Source organism: Thermohalobaculum sp. (genome assembly GCF_058622915.1).
Window position 1 is genome coordinate 1 of sequence record NZ_JBZSYN010000216.1, and the last position, 22,504, is coordinate 22,504.

The window sequence follows — 22,504 nt, forward strand, 5'->3', positions numbered from 1 at the left end:
AGGACGCCGACGGCCGCATCATCGGCCGCCACCGCTCCACCGGCATCGGCCGCCCCGCCTTTTGGGATCGCGCCAGATACTACGGCGAGGACCAGCGCCTCGCCGCCGCCCTCGACGCCGCCGAGAAGCAGGACGCCTGAGGACCATGGGCGCGTTCTCCCTCAGCATTTCGGCCATGGCGCCGCAGGCGGCAGTCTTTGTGCTCGTGTCGCTGTGCATCGGCGGCGTGCTGCTCGCGCTACGCCCGGCACGGTCCAGGAAATCCGGGCTCGACAGCCGGGTACAGACGATCGCGCGCCAGAGATCGGCCAAACGGCGCCGTGGAGATTCCGAGGAGAGCCGCCGCCGACGCATGCTCGAGGATACCCTGCGCGAGCTGGAAGCCAAGCACAGCGCCCGCGCCCGCAAGCGCGCCAAGCCCACGCTGCGCGGCCGCTTGCGGCAGGCGGGCCTGAGCTGGAGCCGCAAGACCTATGTCTCGGTCTGCATCATGGCGGGCATTGTCGTCTACACGACGGTGCTGAGCGTCACCGGCCTCGGTCTCGCGCCTGCGTCCGGTTTCGGCCTGGCCGCAGGCCTGCTCGCACCGCATTTCTACGTGGCACGGAAGCGCCGCAAGCGCCTCAGCCGCTTCACCCGGGAATTTCCCAACGCCCTCGACGTGATCGTGCGCGGCGTCAAGGCCGGCCTGCCGCTGGTCGACTGCCTCAAGATCATTGCCACCGAGGCGCAGGAGCCGGTCTGCTCCGAGTTCCGGGCACTGGTGCACGACCAGACCGTCGGCATGCCGCTGGACGAGGCGGTCGAGCGCCTGGCCCAGCGGGTGCCGCTGTCGCAGACAAACTTCTTCGCCATCGTGCTGACGATCCAGTCGCGCACCGGCGGCAATCTCTCCGAGGCCTTGGGCAACCTCTCCAAGGTGCTGCGCGAGCGCAAGAACCTGGGCGAGAAGATCAAGGCAATGAGCGCGGAGGCGAAGGCCTCGGGCGGGATCATCGCCGCGATGCCCGTGATCGTCGCGGTGCTGCTCTACTTCTCCAGCCCCGACTACATCTCGCTGCTGGTCACCACCTCGACCGGCAAGATCACGCTCGTCGCCTGCGCCGTGTGGATGTTCATGGGCACCATGGTGATGCGCAAGATGATCAACTTCGACTTCTGAGGCCCCGTCATGAGCCTTGTTCCAGACTCGGCAACGCGCGACCTCGCGATCGCCATCCTGGCGGCGACGTCGGTGTTCTGCGCCATCGTCGTCGTCTCGTGGCCCTACATGGTGCGCGACACCCTGGGCACGCGCCTGCGACAGGTGGCCACGGAGCGCGAGCGCCTGCGCCAGCGCGAGCGACAGCGCCTGAAGGGCAGGAACGCCCCTGCCGGTCTGCGGCGCGAACCGAAGAAGCTGTTCAGCGAGATCACTAAGTGGTTCCGGCTGACCGACGGGCTTCAGGACAGCGAGCTCGGCCGTACGCTGCAGATGGCCGGCTATCGGGGCAACGCGGCGATGGTGACCTTCCTGGCAGTCAGGGTCATGGCGCCACTGGCGATGTGTGGGCTCACGGCGCTCTACGTCTTCGTCGTACTGCATATCGCGCAACCCACGTTGCAAAAGATCGGCATGGTCGCCATGGGCGGTGGCTTCGGCTACTACCTGCCGGTCATCTACCTGAAGAACCGGATCTCGCGGCGGCAACAATCCATCCAGCGCGCCTGGCCCGATGCGCTCGATCTCATGCTCATCTGCGTCGAGTCGGGCATGGGCATCGAGTCGGCACTGCGCAAGGTCTCGGAGGAGATCGGGGTCGAGTCGGTCGAACTCGCCGAGGAGCTCATGCTGACGACTGCCGAACTCTCGTTTCTGCAGGACCGCCGCCAGGCCTACGACAATCTGAGCCGTCGCACCGGCCTCGACGCGGTGAAGGCAGTGGTCGCCAGCCTCAAGCAGGCGGAGAAGCACGGCACCTCGCTCGGCCGCTCTCTGCGCGTGCTCGCGCAGGAAAACCGCGACCTGCGCCTGGCCATGGCAGAGAAGAAAGCAGCCTCGCTGCCGCCCAAGCTGACGGTGCCGATGATCCTTTTTTTCCTGCCCGTGCTGTTTGCCGTGATCATCACTCCCGCAGCGATCCAGATCGCCGCAACGCACTAGGTGTCACGATGACAGTCATTCGCTCACGACCCCCCACGCTGGCAAACGCCCCTGGCAGCCCAGGACCCGCCGCTCGCAGGCGAGCGTGCCGCGCGCGCCGGGCGTTGCCAGCCGCACCGTGGCTCGGGCGGCTGCGCCGTTTCCTGGCCAACCGGTGCGGCGCCGTGGCGGTCATCGCCGCGATCCTGTTTCCCGTCGTGGTCGGCGGCCTCGGGCTCGGCATCGAGACCGGCTACTGGTACATGACCCAGCGCAAGCTGCAGCACGCGGCCGACCTGTCCGCAGGCGCCGCGAGCGCGCGCAATCGGGCCGGGGACAGCCAGGCGGATATAAGCGCCGCCGCGCTCTATATTGCCACGCAGTCGGGTTTCGAACCCTCGATCGGCACCATCACCGTGAACAAGCCGCCAGTCAGCGGCGCCTATGCAGGCGACTCCGACAGCGTCGAGGTGATCCTTGCCGAGAGCCACAAGCGATGGTTCACCTCGGTCTTCGCCAGCGGCCCCGTGACGATCCGGGCGCGCGCAGTGACGCATATCGAGGGCGGCAACGTGGCCTGCATCCTCGCGCTCTCCCAGACCGCGCCCGGCGCGCTGACGGTCTCGGGATCGACGCAAGTGACACTCAATGGCTGCGACGTTGCCTCGAACTCGGTCTCGCCGACCTCTTTCCTTTTGAGCGGCTCGAGCGCGAGCATGACGACCGGCTGCGTCAGCACGGTGGGGGAGTCCTCCGTCACCTCCGGCCTGAACCTGACCACCTGTTCCCAGGTTCAGGAGAACGCGCCGGTGGTGCGGGATCCCTACCGCGATGTTGCCGAGCCGGCGGTGACCGGCCCTTGCCAGAACCGCAATGTCGGCAGCCCGACCGGATCGGTCACGCTCACGCCCACCGACAGCAACCCGAGCGGCGTCCCCTCGATGCACTTCTGCAACGGGCTCAACGTCAAGGGCAAGGTGACGTTCAACCCGGGTCTCTACATCATCGAGGGCGGAACATTCACGGTGAACGGCGGCGACACCAACGCGACGTCGGCGGCCGAGCTCGTGGGCAGCGGCGTCACCTTCTACCTGACTGCCACCGCCGGGCTGCAGCTGACCGGCAACCTGAAGCTCGATTTTTCGGCCCCGACCAGCGGGCCCTTTTCGGGGATCCTGTTCTTCGGTGCCCGCGACGCCACAGGCGTCAGCGACGTCATCAGCGGCAACTCCGGGAGCACGCTGCAGGGGGCAATCTACGCCCCGGCCTCGTCGGTCGAGTTCAAGGGGGACTCCGCAACCGGCGGCGGATGCACCCAGGTGATCGCCGACACCGTGACGATGACCGGAAACTCCACCCTGGGCTCGGACTGCACCTCCGCGGGAACCCAGCCCCTCCTGGCCAACGAGGAGGTCAAGATCGTCGAGTGAACCTGCCTTGCTCGACCGGATTTCCCAGGATCTGAAGCCGGGAGCCTTTCCTCGCGGCTGTTCTCTAATATTGCTTTAAATAATGTTAAAAGAGTTCTTACTTTGTTCATCGTTATTTAAGGCCGTTTCCGCATCCTTTCGGGGGAATCGAGGCCGATGTCCTTCGGGCGATTGGACACGAAAGAGACCGATCAGGGGGGAGGCTGCCCGAGCGGTCGGGCCGAGTCCGGCAAAGCGAGGAATGCGGGATGTACGACAGCAATGCCAGGCGGACCGCGCTGATCTCCGACGATGACGAGTTCTTCAGGATGGCGCTTGCAAAGATCCTGGATGAAAAGCTCGGCTACACCGAGCTGGTCGAGACGGCCTCCTTCGACGAAGCCGCTGCGCGTCTCGAGGACCTGGGCCAAGTCTCGCTCGCCATTTTCGATCTGTCCATGCCGGGCCTGGACAGTCCGGCAGCACTGCGCACCATCCGCGAGTCGTTCGACGTCGCCAGGCTCGTCGTGGTGACGGCGTCGCGCAAGCGCAGCGACGTCCTGATGTCGCTCGAGGCCGGCGCGCACGGGTTCGTCTCCAAATCCCAGGGTGTCGGCGAGCTGGAGTCCGCCCTGCGGCAGATCCTCGACGGAACCGTTTACGTCCCGAGCATGCTGGCCGAGCTCGAGACCGGCCCTGAGCCTTCCGGCGACGGGCCCACTCCGGCAACCCGGCGCGAGGATCGACTGCCGCGGCTCACGCCGCGCCAGCGGCAGGTCCTCGACAAGCTGGTCGACGGCAAATCGAACAAGGAGATCGCACGGGAGCTCGACCTCGGTCCCGGCACCATCAAGGTGCATCTGGCCGCCCTCTTCCGCAATCTCGGCGTGGCCAATCGCGCCGCCGCGGCGGTCGCCGGAGCACGGTTGCTCGAGCGCACCTAGCAGCGCGCCGACGCCGCGGGCCGGCAACCGGAAAAGGCGCGTGAGCCCGGTGTCCGCCTAGAACCCGGCCGCGGCCCGGCCCGCGCCTTCGCGCGGCGAAGGCGGACGAGGCAGCGCGGCCGCCGAACACTTCGGCGGGCCGGCGGGCCGCACGAGGGACCGGGTCGAGCCCCGACCGCGCCCATCCCTGGATCGGAACCCCGAGGAGACCCGCGTGGACGCCAATCAGCCGATGGACAGGCCCACCCGGCGCAGCACCCAAGCCACCGTGCGAATCGCCCTGCTGGTCCTTTGCGCCATCGGCATCCTGGCAGTCGTCGCCGCGATGGAGGTGTTCAGCGTCACCGAAAGCACGCTGAGGCACGAGGCCGAACTTCGGCAGGCGCGACGCGAGGCGACACAGGTTCGCGTCGTTCTTCGCGGGTTGCGGCGGGCCGAAGCGGCCCGGCGCAGTTACCTCCTGACCGGGAGCATTCGATTTCGGCAGCGCTTTCAGAAATCCAAGCGACAGATCACGGCAGCTCTGGGTCTGCTGGAACAGGTCGCGCGCGCCACCGGGGGCCAAGAATCGCCGGTGGTCCGGCTGTCGTCGCTGGCCACCGCCCGCATGCGTCAGCTCTCGAAAGGCCTGGCAGACAGCGCCCCCGGCGCGCCGGCCGACGCCGCCCAGTCGACAGCGGGTGCCGTTTCGGGCGCCGGCGGGGCGGGCCGGGGGGTGATGCAGCGGATCCATGCCTTGTGCGACCAGATCGCCGGCCTCCAGGAGGACCGCATCCAGGCCTCATCGCGCAGCCTCGAGGAGGGCATTCGCGCCGCCCGGATCATCCTCGTCATCCTGCTTGCCAGCATCGTCGCGCTGGTGACCGTGGTCGTGAGGCTCAGCCTCGCCTACCTTGCAGATCGGGGCCGCGTCGAGATGGGTCTGCGCGAAGCCACGCGCCTGGCCAGCGAGGCGAGCGCGGCGAAAAGCGAGTCCCTCGCGGTGATGAGCCACGAGGTCCGCACACCGCTTGCCGGCATCCTCGGCTATGTCGAGCTGCTGCTTGACGAGCCCCTCAACAGCGCACAGCGAGGCTATGTCAGCCAGCTGCAGAGCGCCGCAGTCTCGCTGTCCACGCTCGTCGACGATATCCTCGATTTCTCCAAGATCGAGGCGGGAGAGGTCGAGATCGCGCAGGCGCCGTTCTCGCTCGGCAACCTGATCGCGGACTGCCTGTCGATCACATCGGTGGTCGCGCAGAAGAAGGAACTTCCCCTGCGCGAGGAGATCGACCCGACGCTGCCCGAACCGGCTCTCGGCGACGAGTCGCGTCTGCGCCAGGTGCTGCTGAACCTGCTCAACAATGCGGTGAAGTTCACGAGCGCAGGCTCGGTCACTCTGCGAGTTGGGCGGCGCATCGACCCCGAAGGGCGGGCGACGGTGCTTTTCCAGGTAGTGGATACGGGGATCGGCATCCCGGACGCGAAGCTGGGCCGGCTGTTTCGCCACTTCTCGCAGGGCGACTCCTCGATCCAGCGCGAATACGGCGGCACCGGGCTCGGCCTCGTGATCTCCAAGCGGCTCGTGGAGTTGATGGGGGGCGAGATCGGCGTGGCGAGCGAGGAGGGCCGGGGCTCGACATTCTGGTTCGCCGTTCCATTGGCGCAGGCGGAGTCAGCGGATACGGGACCCGAAGGGGGCGGCGAGTCGGGCAAGACGGCGGGGGGCCGCATCCTGTTGGTCGAAGATGCACCGCAGAACCGAGATATCGTTCGCACCATCCTCGAGCGTCAAGGTCATCGGGTGGACGTCGCCGGCGACGGCGAGGAAGCGGTCGCGGCAGCAAGGTCCGCTGCATACGACCTTGTTCTAATGGACCTCCACATGCCGCGTCTCGACGGTGCTACGGCGTCACGCAGGATCCGGCAGCTGCACGGGCCGGCCCACAGGGTGCCGATCGTTGCAATAAGCGCCGATGTGCTGCCCAAGCAGGTAGCGGCGTTCAAGCAAGCCGGGATGGACGACTATCTCGCAAAGCCATTCGGAAAGCGCCATCTGCTCGCGAAAGTCCATCATTGGCTCGCCACCGCCACGGAGCCGCCCGGCCTCGCGACCGAGGGCGAGGCCGCCTGCACCCACGACCGCGCCGCATACGAGGAGCTGCGCACTCTCATGGGCGAAGCGTGGGTCGGGTTGGCCCTGCAAAGGCTGAAGCGGAGCATCGAGGAATCGCTCGGCGGGCCGGCCGACTCCTGGCCGGACCGGGCGCGGCTGAAGCACCGCGCGCACCGGCTCGTCTCGGATGCGGCACAGCTGGGATTCTCCGAGCTGTCCGATCGCTGCGCCGCGCTCGAACAGGCCTATATCGAGGATGGAGAGATCGCGCCGCGCCTGGCCGCGGCGCGCGCCGCGGCAAGGCGAACCGCGCCGACCATCGATCGCCTGCTTGCCGAGATCGGTTCCCGGCAGGACCGGACCGGCTGATGTAGTCGCTCAACCGGCGGGAATTCGACGCACGATACTGAGGTCGATCGGGCTCTCGGTGAAGCCGGGGAGCTTGAGCGCGAGCGGATAGGTGAGCGTCACGGTCCGGTAGGTGACGCCATCCACAGTCTCGCTGCCGAGCGCAATATTCAGCCGACCGGGCTCCGGGCCATTAAAAGCGGCGCGAATGGCGCTCTCGATGGCGCTATCCGAGCTGCTGGAATCGATCAGCACCAGCCGCGCGCCCTTGTCCGCCGCAAAGGACATATCGTTGCGCACGTAAAGGCCGCGCCCGAAATCGATGATGCCGATGCAGATCAGGATCAGGAACAGGCTGACGATCGCGAACTCGAGCGCGGTCGAGCCGGACCGGCAGTCGCGTATTCGACTGAGCAGGGCCACGTGCGTGCTACCTGATCTGCACTTGCACGGCGCGGTCGAACTGGATCGCCGGCGCGATCCAGCCCGTATAGGTCTTGCTGGCCGACATGCGATAATAAATGAAGGTGGGCTTCGAGCCCGCGCAAATCTTGGACGCCGCGACGGCGAAGCCCGGGTCCTCCGGACAGGCCGCGAAGCGGCTGACCGAGAGTGTCAGGTCCGATTGCGCGGTGCTGGCCGTCGCACCAGCCAGCGTGAAGTTTGGCTGTGCCGTCGCGCGCATCACATCGAGCACCGTCGTCTCGCCCGGGTCCGCCATGGCGCTCTGGGCGCCGGCGCGCAGCACATCCTCGATCGCCATCCGCTGCGAGACGGCAAGGCCGAGATCGATGGAGGCGAGCAGTGTGAACGCGAGAATCGGCGCGATCAGGGCAAATTCGACCACGGCCACGCCGCCCTCGCAGCGCTCCCAGGACGCGACCCGCCAAAAGACCGAATGGACATATCGGCAAAGCCCGGACCCCCGGCCCCGGCGCGGCGCACCGAACCGTCGCCCCACCGCTGGCTTGCTGGCCCCGGTCATGCCTTGCGGGCCGCCTTTGCCCTGCGGCGGAACAGCCGGTCTAGCCATGCGAAGCGCCGCGGCCTTTTCAAGGAGCGGTCGCTCAGGCTTTCCGCAAGCTTGCGGAATGCCATCGCATCCTTGCTGCACGGCGCCGCATCCGCGATCATGTGGCCCCGGTTCGCAGCGTCGACGTAGGTTTTGGCGTCGAACGGAAAGGACACGGCCGGCTCGAGCCCGACAGCCTCGGCAAAAGCATCCGACTTTATCTCCGGTCGCTCCGGCATGCCCACCTGGTTGAGAACCAGCCGGGGGGCCGGATCGTTCGGGCGCGCCTGGCGAAGCACGTCGACCAGATGCTTGGCGTTGCGCAGGCTGGCAAGGTCCGGCACCGCCGTGATCACTACCTCGTCGGCGGACTGCGCAACCGCGCGGGACCAGCTGGCCCAGTGATGCGGCAGGTCGAGCACAAGGTGCGGGGATAGCGAGCGCGCGAGCTCGATCACAGCCTCGACGGCAGGCGCCTCCACGTTCTGGCCTGCGTCGAGCAGCGCCGGTGCCGCGAGCAGCCTCAGGTGGTCATCGCAATCGACCAGCAGACGCTCCAGCATCTGGTCATCGAGCCGCGCCGTGTCGTGCAGGGCATCGGCCATCCCACTCTCCGGCTCGAGATTGAAGTTCAGGCTGGCGGTTCCAAACGCCAGGTCGAGGTCGGCGAGAACCACGTCGCCACCGGAATATCGCCCAAGCGTCCAGGCGACATTCTGCGCAACCGAGGAGGATCCGACACCCCCCCTGGCGCCGAGGAAGGCGTAGACACGTCCGAGCTTTCGCGCTTCGGGATCGCTGAAGAGCGTGGCAATCACGGAGATGACGGCCATGGGGCCGACCGGCCCGTGCAGGTACTCGCTGATGCCGCGCGCGATCAGCTCGCGATAGAGAGTAATGTCGTTGGTCTTGCCGATCACGATCACCTTGCAATCGGGGTCGCACACTTCGGCCAGCGCATCGAGCTCGGCCAGCAGCGGCCCGGCCTCGGCCCGGCACTCCAGCACGATCAGGCCCGGCGTCGGCGCCTCGCGATAACGCTCCAAGGCGGCGCGGATGCCGCCGTGGTGCACGGTAAAATTCGCACGCGCCATGCGCCGGTCGCGACCGGCCGCCTCCAGCACTTCGCCGATGGCTGGCGTTTCGCAGAAGGCCTCGATCCCGATCCTCGGGATTCGCACGACGCCGGCCTCCCCCGCGCCTGGCGCGGTCGCGGGAATGTCGGGCAAGCCGGGTTGCTCCCGGCGCGTGTCACGAGCGAGACTCGTCATCGGTTTCTCCCGGTCTCCAACGGCCCCGCCGGCCTGAGGGATATCCACCGCACCGGCGTCACCTGACCGTCACGTAGTCGCCGACGCCGCCCCGAAGCACGCGGACGGTGCGGGCCTTATCCTGCACGGCACCGGCCTCCTTGCCGTGGTCCGCGGCGGCGCGCAGCACGAGGGAGAGCGTCCCCGCAGCCTGCGCTCCGACGATGGTCTCCGCCTGCTTGGGGCTGAGCTCGAGCGTTGCCGTCTTGCCGACCAGCGCGCCATCCGAACTTTTCCCGCTGCCGGACTGGTCGATCGCCAGGACGCGCACGTTCTTCAGGATCGTGCGGACGGTGACGCCGGACTGGCATCCATCCTGTGGGCGACAGGGCACGGCAAGCAGTACGTCGACGCGGTCGTTCGGCAGGACGAAACCTCCCGCCGTCTTGTCGGCCGAAACGCGAATCGCGACCGCCCGCATGCCGGGGCTGAGGATCGCAGCGAGGAAGCTGGACTTGGCCGGGGCGACGTTTTCGGGAAGGACGGGGGCCCCGGCGACCAGGCGGCTGCGCACGACCCTGCCGGACATCTCTTCGATTGCCTTCGGCCGTTGCGAGCGCAGGATGTAGCTTTTCTGCAGCGCGCCATCGGGCCAAGTCTGCCAGCGCAGCTTGTCGGGGCCAAGCTGCGCGCCCTGCTCGAGCGGGGCGGCGGCGACGAGGACCTGCGAGACCGCAGCAGGCTTCTGCTGCGCGGCGAGATCAGCGGAAGCCGGCCCATCCGACTGCATCGCCCCGACCAGCCAAGCGGCGACGCCGCCGCTTGCCAGCGCAACGATGAGAACAATGGCGCGAAGCATGTTCAGCGAACCTCCGATCCGAACCCGGTCCGGTGCTGGTCACCGGAGCGCCTGGGCTCAAACACGCGCCGGGACGCTCGCCCCATCAGGGGAGCGCAGCCATCCAGAGCGTGTTCGGCAGCACGATGAGCCCGGCGAGCCCGATCGCGACCGCGTAGGGAACGCCTGTCTCCGCGGCATGCAGGCGGGCGACCCACGGCCGCTCCAGCCAGCACTGCGGCAAGGACACATTCTTGAGCAGCAGCAGCCCAAGAGCGCAAACCCCGCCCAGGAGGGCGGTTGTGGTGAGGAAGGTCAGGGCGTTGGAGGCCCCGAGCCAGAGCGTTCCCACTGTCGCGAGCTTGCCGTCGCCTCCCCCCATCCAGCCGAGGGCGAAGAGCGCCACGCTTGCGAAGAAGACCATCATGGCCGCGCCGACGCTCCACCCCATGTCCTCGACGGACCATCCGGCGGCCGGCGCCAGCACCGCGTAGCCGGCCAAGAGCAGCGCGACGATGCGGTTCGAGATGGTCAGGGTCAGGACGTCCATGACGGCAGCAGCGACCATTGCCACCGAAAACAGGCCCAGGGCACCGAGTGTGGCAATGGAGCTGAGCGTCATCGTTCCCGTCTCCTCTTTCGGGCGGCGCATCTCGATGGTGCAGCGATGCGGCGGGAGGACGGAAGGCCTGCCCCTCCGTCCTGCGTCACTTGCAAACCGGCATCAAGCCGCGGGGCGGGGTCAGCCGGCCGTGGTCGTGGTGGTGCCGCCCAGCGCCGTCGCGACCGAGTCGAAGGTCGACTTCAGGTTGCCGCCCATGGTCGTGACAGCGGTGATGATCACCACGGCGACCAGCGCTGCGATCAAGCCGTACTCGATGGCGGTCACGCCGGACTTGTCCTGCGCGAAGCGCGTCAGAATGCTTTTCATCTCTCTTCTCCTGTGCAAGCCGCTGGGGCTCCGCTGATTGTCGGTCGCCTTGGCACGTTTCCGTCCTCGAACCGAACGGCGGTCAGGACCATGCCAACGTCTCGCCAGAAATGCGTGTTGATCGGGAAGAACGCTATTCAGCCTGATGGGTTAGGCTGACCGCGCGCCTGGAGGCCCCCGTATGGCCTAGCTCGCGGTCGATCGGATCAAAATGACCCCCGACTCGGCTGGCCGGGCGGGCAAAGGCCCGCCGCAGCATCGTCCGGCAGCGAGCTGCGCGCACGCCCGTGCCGGCAACTTCGAGGCGCGCGGGTGTTGTATACGGCGGCGGCAGGAACGTTCCGATGGAACCCGAGTTATGTTCTCTGAGTTAACTTAAGCGACCGGCGTTGCATTGGGGCGTCGCATTGGGGCGCCGGCACGGGCGGTTGTAGCGCGATCGTCTGCACATTGGCGCCGCGGGCTAAATGCGAGAGAGCGAAGAAGGGGCAAAATGGCCGTTTTCTTGACAGGAGGCGTGTGTGCAGTTCCCGCCAGTCGGCAGCCTCGCCCTGCGTGCGGCGGAGGCGGCGCGGCAACCTTGGGGTCGGCCGTCGCGCGGAGCGGCCGTCGCATGACGGCCCGTGCGCGGGTGCCCCGATCGCCGGGTCCGCGCGCTGCATGGGCTGCGCCGGCGCGTCGCCTCGATCGGCGCCCGGCGTGACGTGTCACGGAGCCGCCGATGAAGGGTCGCAGAGAGAGAGCGCCAGCCGGTGCACGGGCGCGGCCAGGCAAGCGCCGAGGCGGGATCGAGCGGGCTGCTGAACCGGCCGCCGATGACCCCCCCTCGGCGGCTGGCGGGGCGGCGCTGACCGAGCACATCCAAGCGCTCAGGCGCTACGCCAACGTGCTGGTGGGAAGCCATGCCGATGCGGACGACCTGGTGCAGGAGGCGCTGAAGCGGGCCCTGACCTATCTCGAGGACGGTCGGCAGATCGAGAACCTGCGCGCCTATCTCTTCACCATCCTGCACAACGTGCGCAACGACGTGCTGAAGAAGCGGGCGCGCGGCGGCACGCAGGTGCCGGTCGAGGACACCGCGCTGGTGTCCGACGAGGCCTCGCAGGCGGACCGCATCGCCTGCAGCCAGGTGATCCAGGCGATGCAGCGGCTGAGCGAGGAGCACCGCCAGATTCTGCTGCTGGTCGGCGTCGAGGGCATGAGCTACCGTGAAGCCGCCGAGATCCTCGGCTTGCCCATCGGCACCGTCATGTCGCGGCTCAGTCGCGGCCGCGCGGCATTGCGCGACGTGCTCGGCCTTGAGGGACCCGTGGAGATCGATCGTGCCTGATGAAGCCGCCTGTCGCCTTGCCGGCGCCCCGTCGAGTCTCAGGTATCGTCGAGGACCTGTTCGAAAAACAGCGCCTGGTCGATTGCGATGCGAACCTGGTCCTCGGAAAACGGCTTGGTGACCAGAAAGGTCGGCTCGGGTCGCTCACCCGTCAGCAGCCGTTCGGGAAAGGCGGTGACGAAGATCACCGGCACCGAGAATGCGCTCAGGATGTCGTTCACCGCATCGATGCCCGACGAGCCGTCCGCGAGCATGATATCGGCAAGCACCAGGTTCGGCTGCTGCGACAAGGCGACGTCGACCGCCTTGTCCCGGGTGTCGCAAACGCCGACGACGTCGTGCCCCAGACCGCTCACAATCGCGTTGAGGTCCATCGCGATCACCGGCTCGTCCTCGATGATCAGGATGCGGCCGGCGAGCTGGCCGCTGAGCGTCTGCCATCCGGCCTCGATGAGCCCGGCCGCCTCGTCCGCCCCGATGGCCATGATCTGCGCGACTTCGTCGCGATCGAAGCCCTCGAGGACATTCAGGAGCAGCGCGACGCGCGCCCTCGGCGGCAGCGGACGCAACTTTTCCTGGGCCTTTTCGGCCAGCGCACCTTCCTCCTCCGGCTCTGCGACCGGCCCTCCGGTGGATGACCAGATGGCGTGGAACACCCGGAACAGGCCGACCCGCGGGTCCGGCGCGCCGTCCATGGCGGACATGTCCGCGAGAATCGTCTCCAGCGTCGCGGCGGCGTAGTCGTCTCCGGCGGACTGGCTGCCGGTCAAAGCCCGTGCGAACCGCCGCAAATACGGTAGATGAACGGCGATGGCACCCGACAGATCGTTCTCCATGGCGCTCGCCATCCTCCCCTTAGCGCTCTGTGATTTTCGTGACTATAGTCTGACAGTTCACGGGAACCAATTGCAATTCATGTACGTTGGGTTGCAGGGCCGGTACGCGATGCGGGAGTCGGTTAGATGGCGAACCCGTCGAAAGAAGGCAAGGAGCAGAATCGCCAGCGGCGCGACCAGATCGCGAGCAATCTCAAGCGCGTCTACGACGAAACGCTGAACGAGCCGCTGCCCGAGAGGCTTGCCGAACTGCTCGATCGTCTCAAGAGACAAGGCGAGCCATGACGGCCGGCGCTGTCGAGGATCAGCTGATCGCCGAGGTGCCTTCCCTGCGCGCCTTCGCGCGCAGCCTGACGCGCGACCATTCCAGCGCCGACGACCTGGTCCAGGAGACGGTGCTGAAGGCCTGGACCAAGCTCGACAGCTTCGAGGAGGGCACCAACCTGCGCGCCTGGCTGTTCACCATCCTGCGCAACACGTTTATTTCCATGAAGCGCAAGGGCCGGCGCGAGGTCGAGGATATCGACGGGATCCATGCGCAGAAGATCGTCCAGATGCCGCAGCATGACGGCGCCATCGAGCTCGCTCAGTTCCGCAGCGCGCTCGACACTCTGCCCGACGACCAGAGAGAGGCGCTGGTGCTCGTCGGCGCGGCCGGCTTCACCTATCAGGAGGCGGCCGCCATTTGCGGCTGCGCCGTTGGCACCATGAAGAGCCGCATCAACCGGGCGCGCAAGCGGCTCGCCGAGGTTCTGCAGCTCGAGGAGGGGGAGACGCTGGTCGGCTCCTGACCGTGGGGCTGCGAGCGCCGCACATCGCGATGCCGGCGCAGGACCTCAACCGGCGCGAGCGCCCTGCGCAAACGAAGCTGACGGCTGCAAGGCCGGGCCGGCTGCGGCCTGCAAGCCTGCGGCGGGTCGGATCTCAGCCGCCGGGCTTGCCGGAGTTTTGCTGCAGCTGATCGACGCTTTGCTTCATCTGCTTGGCCGCCTGGTCGACCTTCTGGCCGAGGCGCTGCGCGGGACCCTCGGAGTGGAAGGCGTCCATCCGGCCGAGGATGAACCCGCCGATCACCAGGGCGGCGACAAGTCCGCCAATAAGGATGGGCTTCCACGAATTCTGAGCGTTCATTTCCGTCTCCACCTTTGGCTGCGGGGGCGAACCGGACTGCCTGTCGCCCCGCTTTGCCCGCGATCCGGCACCGGGCCCGGATCGTCGCGCGGTCAACCCTCTCTCCCGAGGACCGCCTGAGCCGGGCGGCCAGCATCGGATGCCGACTCGCGGCTCAGGCGGACCATGCTGCAATGTCCTTCAAGCGAAGGCGCGACTACTTGAGGGTGAACTTCTCGATACCGATCGAGGCACCGGCGCCCTCGACGCCGGAGACGCTCACCGGCTGCAGCGTGAACGAGTCGTTACCGCCGCCGACCAGCACGTTGGCGCCACCGCCGACCCCCAGCGCAGCATCGGCCGAAGCCCCCACATAGGTGCCTGCCAGCGCGTGCGGCGCATAGGCATTCTCGGTGGGCGCCACCACGGCCCAGACGATGGTGAAATCCTCCTTGATCGAGAGGTCGACGCCGATCTTGCTGATCTCGCCGGTGTAGACCTCGGGCTTCTCGCTGCCGGCGGGCTCGAATTTGCAGGCGAAATCCTGGTGGGTGTAGACGACGACATTCGTCACGTGCTGCACCTTGCAGGTGAGCGTGCCCAGCTTGACGCCGGACTTAGCAAGCGCGGGGCTTGCGGCGAGGCCGGCAAGCAGCGCGGCGACGGTGAGCGTTCTCAGCATGGGTCCTTCTCCCTAGGACTGTGCAAACAGTGTGCGAACAACGCGTTCTCCGCGATGAGAGTTCCACCGGGCCGGCTCGCAGTCCTCGCCCCAATGGGCGCTCGCGCCCCGGCCGCCGGCGCCTGCGCAGCGCATGACGGCGCGAATATTCTTCCTTAGTTCCAGAGCCTCGGCCTGCGCGCTGTTGTCCGCCGGGCGGAGTCGGACGTAGCCTCACACCTGCCGGGGCGAGGGGGACGGAGGAAAAACGCCATGCATTTCGCGTTCACGAGATCGAGCAGGCGGCTGGCGACGATTCTCGCCGGCGGCCTCATGTTGTGCGGCCTCGCCGCGGCCCCGGCCACAGCCGACATGTCGCTCGCCGACGCCTACAAGGTCATTGCCAGCAAGAAGATGGTCGATCTGACTCACACCTTCGGAGTCAACACTCCGGTCTGGTCGGGCTTCGGGCAGGCCACCATGTCGGCCGCTGCCGACCCGGTGACGCACCGGCCCTACACCATCGCGCGGGACGGCTTCCACACCACCTTCTACTCGATGGTCGGCCAGTACGGCACGCATGTGGACCCGCCGGCGCATTTCGCGCCCGACGGCATGACCATGGACAAGATCCCGCTCAAGGACATGATCCTGCCCCTCGTGGTTCTCGACGACACAAAGTACATGAAGGACGATCCCAATCACGCCTTCTCCATCGCCGACCTGCACGCCTGGGAGAAGAAGCACGGGCAGGTCCCCAGGGGCGCCTTCGCGGCGCTGCGCACCGACATGTCGAAGGACTGGACCTCGAATCCCGAGCACTTCAAGCGCTATCCCTTCCCGGCCTGGTCCTTCGAGGTGATCAAGTACCTGTTCGAGGAACGCGGCGTCACCGCCATCGGTCACGAGGCGATGGACACCGACACGACCCAGAAGATGGACTCCGAGACCTGGCTCCTGAAGCACGGCCATTTCCAGATCGAGGTGATGAACAACCTCGACAAGGTGCCCCCGACCGGCGCGGTGATCTTCGTCACCTGGCCGAAGGTGCAAAACGGGCTGGGCTTTCCGGCCCGGGCCATCGCCATCCTGCCCTGAGCGGTCACGGCATCCCCCTGAGGCGGCGCGCGCACGCGCGCCACCGTCGCCGGTCGCTGCGAAAGCCTATTGACAGCGGGGCGTTTCAGGTCGACCGAGTTGCGGGGGCAACGACGCGGGCGGGCGCGATGGCCCCCCGATGGCCCGTGGACATTCGGGGCTTTCCCGGTATGGTCCATCGTCGAAGGATGGCGGCCCTCGGCGCGCTGCTTTCGGCCTGAGCGCAGGCGGCGCGGGGAGCGGATCGGCGAAGAGAGAGTGCCGGCTCGGCGCGCGATGGCCGCGCGCCGGCCAAGACCGGCAAAACACAGGGAGGCACGACCATGAAGCTGTTCAACGGAGCGAAGGCAATCCTGGCCCTGGCGCTGCTTATCGCCGTGGCGGGGCTCGCGGGCACCGCCCGCTCCGAGCCCTTGCGCCTCGGCCATTCCCACTGGGTGGGCTACGGCCCGTTCTTCGTCGCCCAGGCGAAGGGCTACTTCAAGGCCGAGGGCGTCGACGTCAAGCTGGTCACGCTGGACGACCCGAAGGTCCGCTTCGCCGCGCTGGCGGCCGGCAAGATCGACGCGCTGGCGACCACGATCGACACCATGCCGCTCTACCTCAAGCCCGACCTGACCATGCAGTACCTGTTCTGCCTCGACGACTCGACCGGCGGCGACGGCATCGTGGCGAACAAGGACATCAAGACGGTCAAGGACCTGAAGGGCAAGACCGTCGCCTATAACCACGGCACGACCTCGGACTTCTACCTCAACTATCTCCTGCGCAAGAACGGGCTCAAGCTGAGCGACATCAAGGGCGTCAACATGACCCAGAGCGACGCCGGCAGCGCCTTCATGACCAAGCGCGTCGACGCCGCCGTGACCTGGGAGCCGTGGCTGTCGCGCGCCAAGCAGTCGGCGCACGGGCACATCCTGGTCAGCAGCGCCTCGACGCCCGGCATCATCACCGACTGCGTGATGGCCAAGACCGCGGTCGCGGCCAAGCGGCTGAACGACTTCAGGGCGATGTACCGCGCGTGGAACAAGGCCATCGCGTTCATCCGCGCCCACCCGGACAAGGCGAACGCCATCATGGCCAAGGGCGTCGGCGGCTGGCTCAAGGATCCCAAGGCGTTCGCCGAGACCCTCAAGGGCGTGACGCTTTATGACCAGGCCCGCAACGAGGCGTTCTTCGGCACCCCGGACAACCCCGGCAAGATCGCCGACACGCTGCGCGCGGCGCTCAATATCTGGAGCGACCTCAACCGGCTGCAGGTCAAGCCGAAGGAGAGCGAGCTGATCAACTACAAGGTCGTCGCCAAGTAAGACCCGGCCCGTAGATCCCCGGCTGGGCCGCGCATCGATGCTGAAGCGTCTGTCGTCCTATCTCACGCCGAAGGCCGAGATACCGCGGCATATCTACCTCGGCGCCAGCCCGCTGATCGGCATCGTGGCGTTCATCGCCTGGTGCATCCTCAGCTATGGCGGGCTGGTGGCCGACTATTTCCTGCCGACGCCGGGGGCGGTGCTGCACGCCGCCTACGAGACGGCGATGGACGGCACGCTGGCGATGCACACCGAGGCGAGCGTGCTGGTGATCTTCTCGGGCTTCGCGCTGGCCTCGGTGATCGCCGTGCCGCTCGGCATCCTGATGGGCAGCTTCAAGCTGGTCGAGGCGCTGATCGAGCCGGTGACCAACTTCATGCGCTACCTGCCGGTCAGCGCGCTGATCCCGCTCCTGATCCTGTGGATCGGCATCGGCATCGAGGAGAAGATCGCGGTGATCTTCCTCGGCACCTTCTTCCAGCAGCTCATCCTGATCGCCGACACCTCGGCGCGTGTCTCCCAGGACCTGCTCGACGTCTCCTACACGCTGGGTGCAAACCGCCGCCAGGTGATCACCCGCGTGCTGATCCCCGCGACTCTGCCCGGCGTCATGGATACGCTGCGGGTCACCATGGGCTGGGCCTGGACCTTCCTGGTGGTGGCCGAGCTTGTCGCCGCCGACAAGGGGCTCGGCTTCATGATCCTGAACGCCATGCGCGGGCTGTTCACCGACAAGATCTTCCTCGGCATCATCACCATCGGCGTGCTCGGGCTGATCACCGACCAGACGCTCAAGACGTTGCGCCGCTGGCTGCTGCCCTGGGCCGAGGAGACCAAGTGATGGCGGAGGTCTCGATCGACCGCGTCACCATGGCCTTCGGCAAGCGGCGCCAGCGCACCGTCCTGGCGCTCGAGGACATCTCGCTCGACATCGCCGACCGCGAGTTCTCGGTCATCGTCGGCCCCTCGGGGTGCGGCAAGTCCACGCTCCTGCGCCTGGTCGCGGGCCTCATCACCCCCAGCGAGGGCACCATCCGGCTCGACGGCGACCCGGTGGAGGGCCCCTCGCGCGACCGCGGCATGGTGTTCCAGAGCTACACGCTGTTTCCCTGGCTCACGGTCGTGCGCAATGTCGAGTTCGGCCTCTCGCTCAAGGGCGTCGCGGCCGACGAGCGGCACCGCATCGCCCGGCGCTATGTCGAGCGCGTCGGCCTCAAGGGCTTCGAGGATGCCTATCCCAAGCAGCTCTCGGGCGGCATGATGCAGCGCGTGGCGCTCGCGCGGGCGCTGGCCAACGACCCCAAGGTCCTATTGATGGACGAGCCCTTCGGCGCGCTCGACAGCCAGACCCGCTCGCTGATGCAGGAGATGCTGCTGGGCGTGTGGGAGGACTCGCACAAGACCGTGCTGTTCATCACCCACGACATCGACGAGGCGCTGTTCCTGGGCGACCGCGTCCATGTCATGACGGCGCGGCCGGGCCGCATCAAAGAGACGCTGAAGGTTGGCATCCCGCGCCCGCGAAACGTCGACGTCGTCACCTCGCCGCCCTTCATCGAGCTCAAGCGAAAGGTGACCGAGCTGATCCGCGAGGAGACGATGAAGTCGGCCACCATGCCCAGCCCGGCCTCCTGAGAGCGAAGGAGACACCATGACCGAGACAGGCACGACGCAACCGGATGCGGCGGTGGTGCCGCGCTTCTCGGGCGTCGCCAGCTTCATGCGCACGCCCCGGGAGGAGCCCTCCGCGGACATCGACATCGGCCTTGTCGGCGTGCCCTTCGACATCGGCGTGAACTACCGGGCCGGCGCGCGCCACGGGCCGGCCGGGGTGCGCGAGGCCTCGCGCCTGATCCGCCGGGTGCATCCGACCAGCGGCATCGCGCCGTTCGATGACTGCCGGGTGGCGGATCTGGGCGACGCGCCGGTGAACCCGCTCGACCTCGCGCGCTCGATCGCCCTGATCGAGCAGCATTACCGCATGCTCCACGATTTCGGCATCCGGCCCTTGAGCATCGGCGGCGACCACACCATCCCGCTGCCGATCCTGCGCGGGATCGCGCACAAGCGCCCGCTCGGCCTGCTGCAGATCGACGCGCATACCGACACGCTGGACGAGCTGTGCGGCACGCGGGTCAACCACGCCACCTTCATGCGCCGCGCCACCGAGGAGGGCCTGATCGAGCCGCGCCGCGTGGTCCAGCTCGGCCTGCGCGGCAGCCGCTTCAGCGAGGCGGACATCCGCTATGGCCAGGACGCGGGCTACACGCAGATCACCTTCGACGCCTACGAGGAGATGGGGCGCGCACGCGCCATCGAGCGCATCCGCGAGACGCTTGGCAGCGGCCCCGTCTATGTCACCCTCGACATCGACGGCATCGACCCGGCCCATGCGCCGGGCACCGGCGTGCCCGAGATCGGCGGCCTCTCGCCGCGCGACGCGCAGGTCATCATCCGGGCATTGGGCGACGCCGACGTGGTCGGCTCCGACATCAGCGAGGTGGCGCCGCCCTTCGACCCGACCGGCATCACCTGCGTCACCGCGGCCAACCTGATGTTCGAGCTGGTCTGCGTCATGGCGGCAGCGCTCCGCCGCGCGGACGCCTGAGCCGCCCGGCGCTCAGAGCGCCGCCTCGGCGTTCCAGATTTCGCGCGCGTAGCCGCGGATCGTCCGGTCCGACGAGAACCAGCCGCACCCCGCCGTGTTCAGGATGGCGCTGCGCGTCCAGGCGTCCGCCGCGCGCCAGCGCCGCTCGGCCTCGCGCTGCGCCTGCCAGTAGGCGTCGAAGTCGGCGCAGACCATGAACCAGTCTCCGCCGCGCAAGCCGTCGACGATGGCGCGGAACCGCTCCGGCTCGTCGGGCGAGAAGGTGCCCGAGGCGATGGCCTCGATCACCCCGGCCAGAAGCGGCGAGGCGGCGATGCACTCCTCGGGGCGGTATTCGGCCCGGCGCGCGGCGACCTCGTCCGCCGTCAGCCCGAAGATTAAGATGTTCTCGCGCCCCACCCGCTCGCCGATCTCGACATTCGCCCCGTCCAGCGTGCCGATGGTCAGCGCGCCGTTCAGCGCGAACTTCATGTTGCCGGTGCCCGAGGCCTCCATGCCCGCGGTCGAGATCTGCTCGGACAGGTCCGCCGCCGGGATCAGCCGCTCGGCCATGGAGACGTTGTAGTTCGCCGGGAACACGATCCTGAGCCGGTCGCGCGTCACCGGGTCGTCGTTGATCACCCCGGCCACGTCATTGATCAGCTTGATGATCAGCTTGGCCATGTAATAGCCCGGCGCCGCCTTGCCGCCGAAGATCTTCACCCGCGGCGTCCAGTCGGCCGCGGGGGTGCGGCGCATTTCCTGCCACAGCGCGACCGTGCCGAGCAGGTTCAGCAGCTGGCGCTTGTACTCGTGGAAGCGCTTGATCTGGATGTCAAACATCGCATCCGGGTCGACCTCGACCCCGCGGCTCAGGCGCAGCCAGTCGGCAAGCCGCGCCTTGTTGGCCCGCTTGGCGGCGGCGAAGCGCTCGCGAAACCCGGCATCCTCGGCCAGCGGCGCGATCCGCTCGATCGCCCCGAGATCGCTGACCCAGCCCTCGCCGATCGCCTCGCTCAGCAACCGGCGCAGCGCCGGGTTGCAGCCATGCAGCCAGCGCCGCGGCGTGACCCCGTTGGTCTGGTTGACGATGCGCCCCGGATGCAGCGAGTCGAGCTCGCGAAAGACGGTCGCCTTCATCAGGCCGGTATGCAGCGCCGAGACGCCGTTGACCCGGTGCGCGGCGATGAAGGCCAGGTTGCCCATCCGCACCTCGCCGTCGCCGTTGATGCTCAGCGCTGCGCTGCGCTGCCGGCCCGCCGCCGCGCAGTCGCGCGCATGGCGCTCGTCGATGCGCTCGATGATCTGCATGTGCCGCGGCAGGATGCGTTGCATCAGCTCGGCTGGCCAGCGCTCCAGCGCCTCGGGCATCAGGGTGTGGTTGGTGTAGCTCAGGCAGTCGCGCGCCAGATCGAAGGCGGTGTCGAAGTCGAGGCCGCGCTCGTCCGTGAGCAGCCGCACCAGCTCCGGCCCGGCGATGGCGGGATGCGTGTCGTTGAGCTGAATCGCCACCCGCGCTGGCAGCGCGCGCAGGTCGTCGTACTGGCTCTCGAAGCGCCGCACGATGTCGCGCAACGAGGCCGCGGTGAAGAAGTACTCCTGCTTCAGGCGCAGCTCGCGCCCCTGGGGCGTGGAATCGTCGGGATAGAGCACCCGGCTGATCGTCTGCGCCAGCACTGCCGGGGCGGCGGCGCCGAAGAAGTCGCCGCGGTTGAAGGCCTGGAGCTCGAATTTGTGCGTCGGCTTGGCCGACCACAGGCGCAGCGTGTTGGCCCAGTGGCCCTTCCAGCCGGGAACCGGGGTGTCGTAGGCGGCCGCCAGGATGGTCTCGGCCGGGCGCCACGTGGCCGCGCCGTCCGGGCCGGTCCCGGCCTCGCCGCCGAAGCTGACGGGATAGAAGGCCTCGGGCCGCTCGAACTCCCAGGCATGGCTCTGCGACAGCCAGTCCTCCGCCTCCTCGGCCTGCCAGCCCGCGTCGAAGCTCTGCCGGAACAGGCCGTGGTCATAGCGGATGCCGTAGCCCATGGCGGCGATGCCGACCGACGACATCGAGTCGAGAAAGCACGCCGCCAGCCGCCCCAGCCCGCCATTGCCGAGCGCGGCGTCGGGCTCGTCCGCGACCAGCTCGTCATAGTCGAGCCCGAGCTGCCGCACGGCGTCGCGCGCCTTGTCCTCGAGCCCAAGATTGGCTGTGGCGTCCTGCAGCAGGCGGCCGATCAGGAACTCCATGGAGACGTAGTAGACGCGCTTGCGCTCCTCGGCATAGATCCGCTGGGTGGTGCGGAACCACGGCCCGACGACGTGGTCGCGGATTGCCCGCGACAGCGCGAGGCGCCAGTCGGTCAGCCGCGCAACGTTCCTGTCCTTGCCGATCGAGAACACGAGATGGTGCTCGATCAGGTCGCGCAGGCCGGATGCGGTGACCGCCTCCGGCTCGGGCATCATCGGTAGCCCGCAGTCCTTCATCAGATCGCTCCCCATGCGATGCGACGCGCAGCATGACTGAACGCAAACGAAGGCCCCCCGCCGTCGGCAACGGCTGTGTTCGCTTTATCCCCGGCAGGCAGTGTGCCAGGCATGAATCGAGGGGCCCCACCCGGACGTCCTGATCGAGTCTTACTAC

23 protein-coding genes are annotated in these 22,504 nt (G+C 67.8%); 13 read left to right on the forward strand and 10 right to left on the reverse strand.

All coding sequences use genetic code 11. The annotated features are described in order from the left end of the window. The first annotated feature begins 145 nt into the window (after positions 1 to 145). From AC32QD_RS16610 to AC32QD_RS16630, 5 genes are all read left to right on the forward strand, one after another. Positions 146 to 1,162 carry a type II secretion system F family protein gene (locus AC32QD_RS16610; protein ID WP_492011626.1) on the forward strand — a complete coding sequence of 339 codons (1,017 nt, stop codon included), beginning with the start codon at positions 146 to 148 and terminating at the stop codon, positions 1,160 to 1,162. A gap of 9 nt (positions 1,163 to 1,171) precedes the next feature. Continuing rightward, positions 1,172 to 2,143: a type II secretion system F family protein gene (locus AC32QD_RS16615; RefSeq protein ID WP_492011627.1), complete on the forward strand. Its 972-nt coding sequence runs from the start codon at positions 1,172 to 1,174 to the stop codon at positions 2,141 to 2,143. A 104-nt stretch (positions 2,144 to 2,247) separates the two neighbouring features. Continuing rightward, positions 2,248 to 3,552 carry a pilus assembly protein TadG-related protein gene (locus AC32QD_RS16620; protein WP_492011628.1) on the forward strand — a complete coding sequence of 435 codons (1,305 nt, stop codon included), beginning with the start codon at positions 2,248 to 2,250 and terminating at the stop codon, positions 3,550 to 3,552. A 248-nt stretch (positions 3,553 to 3,800) separates the two neighbouring features. Beyond that, positions 3,801 to 4,475, forward strand: a complete 675-nt coding sequence (locus AC32QD_RS16625) for a LuxR C-terminal-related transcriptional regulator (protein WP_492011629.1) — start codon at positions 3,801 to 3,803, stop codon at positions 4,473 to 4,475. A 214-nt stretch (positions 4,476 to 4,689) separates the two neighbouring features. Further along, positions 4,690 to 6,939, forward strand: coding sequence for an ATP-binding protein (locus tag AC32QD_RS16630; protein ID WP_492011630.1), 2,250 nt, complete (start codon positions 4,690 to 4,692; stop codon positions 6,937 to 6,939). A gap of 9 nt (positions 6,940 to 6,948) precedes the next feature. On the opposite strand, the gene AC32QD_RS16635 is transcribed toward AC32QD_RS16630, so the two are convergent. From AC32QD_RS16635 to AC32QD_RS16660, 6 genes are all read right to left on the reverse strand, one after another. Beyond that, on the reverse strand, positions 6,949 to 7,341 hold the full coding sequence (locus AC32QD_RS16635; protein WP_492011631.1) for a TadE/TadG family type IV pilus assembly protein: 393 nt from the start codon (positions 7,339 to 7,341) through the stop codon (positions 6,949 to 6,951). A 7-nt stretch (positions 7,342 to 7,348) separates the two neighbouring features. Beyond that, a complete protein-coding gene (locus AC32QD_RS16640) occupies positions 7,349 to 7,771 on the reverse strand; it encodes a TadE family protein (RefSeq protein ID WP_492011632.1) in 423 nt (140 codons plus the stop codon). A gap of 128 nt (positions 7,772 to 7,899) precedes the next feature. Then, a complete protein-coding gene (locus tag AC32QD_RS16645) occupies positions 7,900 to 9,201 on the reverse strand; it encodes a CpaE/TadZ family protein (RefSeq protein WP_492011633.1) in 1,302 nt (433 codons plus the stop codon). Positions 9,202 to 9,259: 58 nt separating this feature from the next. Next, a complete protein-coding gene (gene cpaB, locus AC32QD_RS16650; protein WP_492011634.1) occupies positions 9,260 to 10,039 on the reverse strand; it encodes a Flp pilus assembly protein CpaB in 780 nt (259 codons plus the stop codon). Between the two features lie 85 nt (positions 10,040 to 10,124). Continuing rightward, a complete protein-coding gene (locus AC32QD_RS16655; protein WP_492011635.1) occupies positions 10,125 to 10,640 on the reverse strand; it encodes an A24 family peptidase in 516 nt (171 codons plus the stop codon). Between the two features lie 120 nt (positions 10,641 to 10,760). Then, the gene (locus tag AC32QD_RS16660) at positions 10,761 to 10,949 is read right to left on the reverse strand and encodes a Flp family type IVb pilin (RefSeq protein WP_492011636.1); all 189 of its coding nucleotides are present in this window, start codon (positions 10,947 to 10,949) and stop codon (positions 10,761 to 10,763) included. 721 nt (positions 10,950 to 11,670) lie between these two features. On the opposite strand from AC32QD_RS16660, the gene AC32QD_RS16665 reads away from it, so the two are divergent. Further along, complete coding sequence (locus AC32QD_RS16665; protein WP_492011637.1) at positions 11,671 to 12,279, forward strand: RNA polymerase sigma factor; 609 nt, start codon at positions 11,671 to 11,673, stop codon at positions 12,277 to 12,279. 38 nt (positions 12,280 to 12,317) lie between these two features. Here AC32QD_RS16665 and AC32QD_RS16670 read toward each other — a convergent pair whose 3' ends face one another. After that, complete coding sequence (locus tag AC32QD_RS16670) at positions 12,318 to 13,127, reverse strand: response regulator (RefSeq protein WP_492011638.1); 810 nt, start codon at positions 13,125 to 13,127, stop codon at positions 12,318 to 12,320. 114 nt (positions 13,128 to 13,241) lie between these two features. On the opposite strand from AC32QD_RS16670, the gene AC32QD_RS16675 reads away from it, so the two are divergent. Further along, positions 13,242 to 13,400, forward strand: a complete 159-nt coding sequence (locus AC32QD_RS16675; RefSeq protein ID WP_492011639.1) for a NepR family anti-sigma factor — start codon at positions 13,242 to 13,244, stop codon at positions 13,398 to 13,400. Beyond that, on the forward strand, positions 13,397 to 13,906 hold the full coding sequence (locus tag AC32QD_RS16680) for a sigma-70 family RNA polymerase sigma factor (protein ID WP_492011640.1): 510 nt from the start codon (positions 13,397 to 13,399) through the stop codon (positions 13,904 to 13,906). The genes AC32QD_RS16675 and AC32QD_RS16680 overlap by 4 nt, the downstream gene beginning before the upstream one ends. A gap of 133 nt (positions 13,907 to 14,039) precedes the next feature. Here AC32QD_RS16680 and AC32QD_RS16685 read toward each other — a convergent pair whose 3' ends face one another. Continuing rightward, positions 14,040 to 14,246 carry a hypothetical protein gene (locus tag AC32QD_RS16685; RefSeq protein WP_492011641.1) on the reverse strand — a complete coding sequence of 69 codons (207 nt, stop codon included), beginning with the start codon at positions 14,244 to 14,246 and terminating at the stop codon, positions 14,040 to 14,042. Between the two features lie 196 nt (positions 14,247 to 14,442). Continuing rightward, on the reverse strand, positions 14,443 to 14,907 hold the full coding sequence (locus AC32QD_RS16690; RefSeq protein ID WP_492011642.1) for a DUF992 domain-containing protein: 465 nt from the start codon (positions 14,905 to 14,907) through the stop codon (positions 14,443 to 14,445). Positions 14,908 to 15,159: 252 nt separating this feature from the next. Between AC32QD_RS16690 and AC32QD_RS16695 the strand changes: the two genes are divergently transcribed. The 5 genes from AC32QD_RS16695 to speB all read left to right on the forward strand — a co-directional run bounded on the left by AC32QD_RS16695 (position 15,160) and on the right by speB (position 19,902). Next, a complete protein-coding gene (locus AC32QD_RS16695) occupies positions 15,160 to 15,984 on the forward strand; it encodes a cyclase family protein (RefSeq protein WP_492011643.1) in 825 nt (274 codons plus the stop codon). A 323-nt stretch (positions 15,985 to 16,307) separates the two neighbouring features. Then, positions 16,308 to 17,294: an ABC transporter substrate-binding protein gene (locus AC32QD_RS16700; RefSeq protein WP_492011644.1), complete on the forward strand. Its 987-nt coding sequence runs from the start codon at positions 16,308 to 16,310 to the stop codon at positions 17,292 to 17,294. Positions 17,295 to 17,331: 37 nt separating this feature from the next. Continuing rightward, positions 17,332 to 18,135, forward strand: coding sequence for an ABC transporter permease (locus tag AC32QD_RS16705; RefSeq protein ID WP_492011645.1), 804 nt, complete (start codon positions 17,332 to 17,334; stop codon positions 18,133 to 18,135). After that, positions 18,135 to 18,929 (forward strand): ABC transporter ATP-binding protein, encoded by a 795-nt coding sequence (locus AC32QD_RS16710; protein ID WP_492011646.1) that lies wholly within the window; start codon positions 18,135 to 18,137, stop codon positions 18,927 to 18,929. The genes AC32QD_RS16705 and AC32QD_RS16710 overlap by 1 nt, the downstream gene beginning before the upstream one ends. Before the next feature lie 16 nt (positions 18,930 to 18,945). Further along, positions 18,946 to 19,902 carry an agmatinase gene (gene speB, locus AC32QD_RS16715; protein ID WP_492011647.1) on the forward strand — a complete coding sequence of 319 codons (957 nt, stop codon included), beginning with the start codon at positions 18,946 to 18,948 and terminating at the stop codon, positions 19,900 to 19,902. A gap of 12 nt (positions 19,903 to 19,914) precedes the next feature. On the opposite strand, the gene AC32QD_RS16720 is transcribed toward speB, so the two are convergent. Continuing rightward, the gene (locus AC32QD_RS16720; protein WP_492011648.1) at positions 19,915 to 22,347 is read right to left on the reverse strand and encodes a glycogen/starch/alpha-glucan phosphorylase; all 2,433 of its coding nucleotides are present in this window, start codon (positions 22,345 to 22,347) and stop codon (positions 19,915 to 19,917) included. Positions 22,348 to 22,504: the final 157 nt, after the last annotated feature.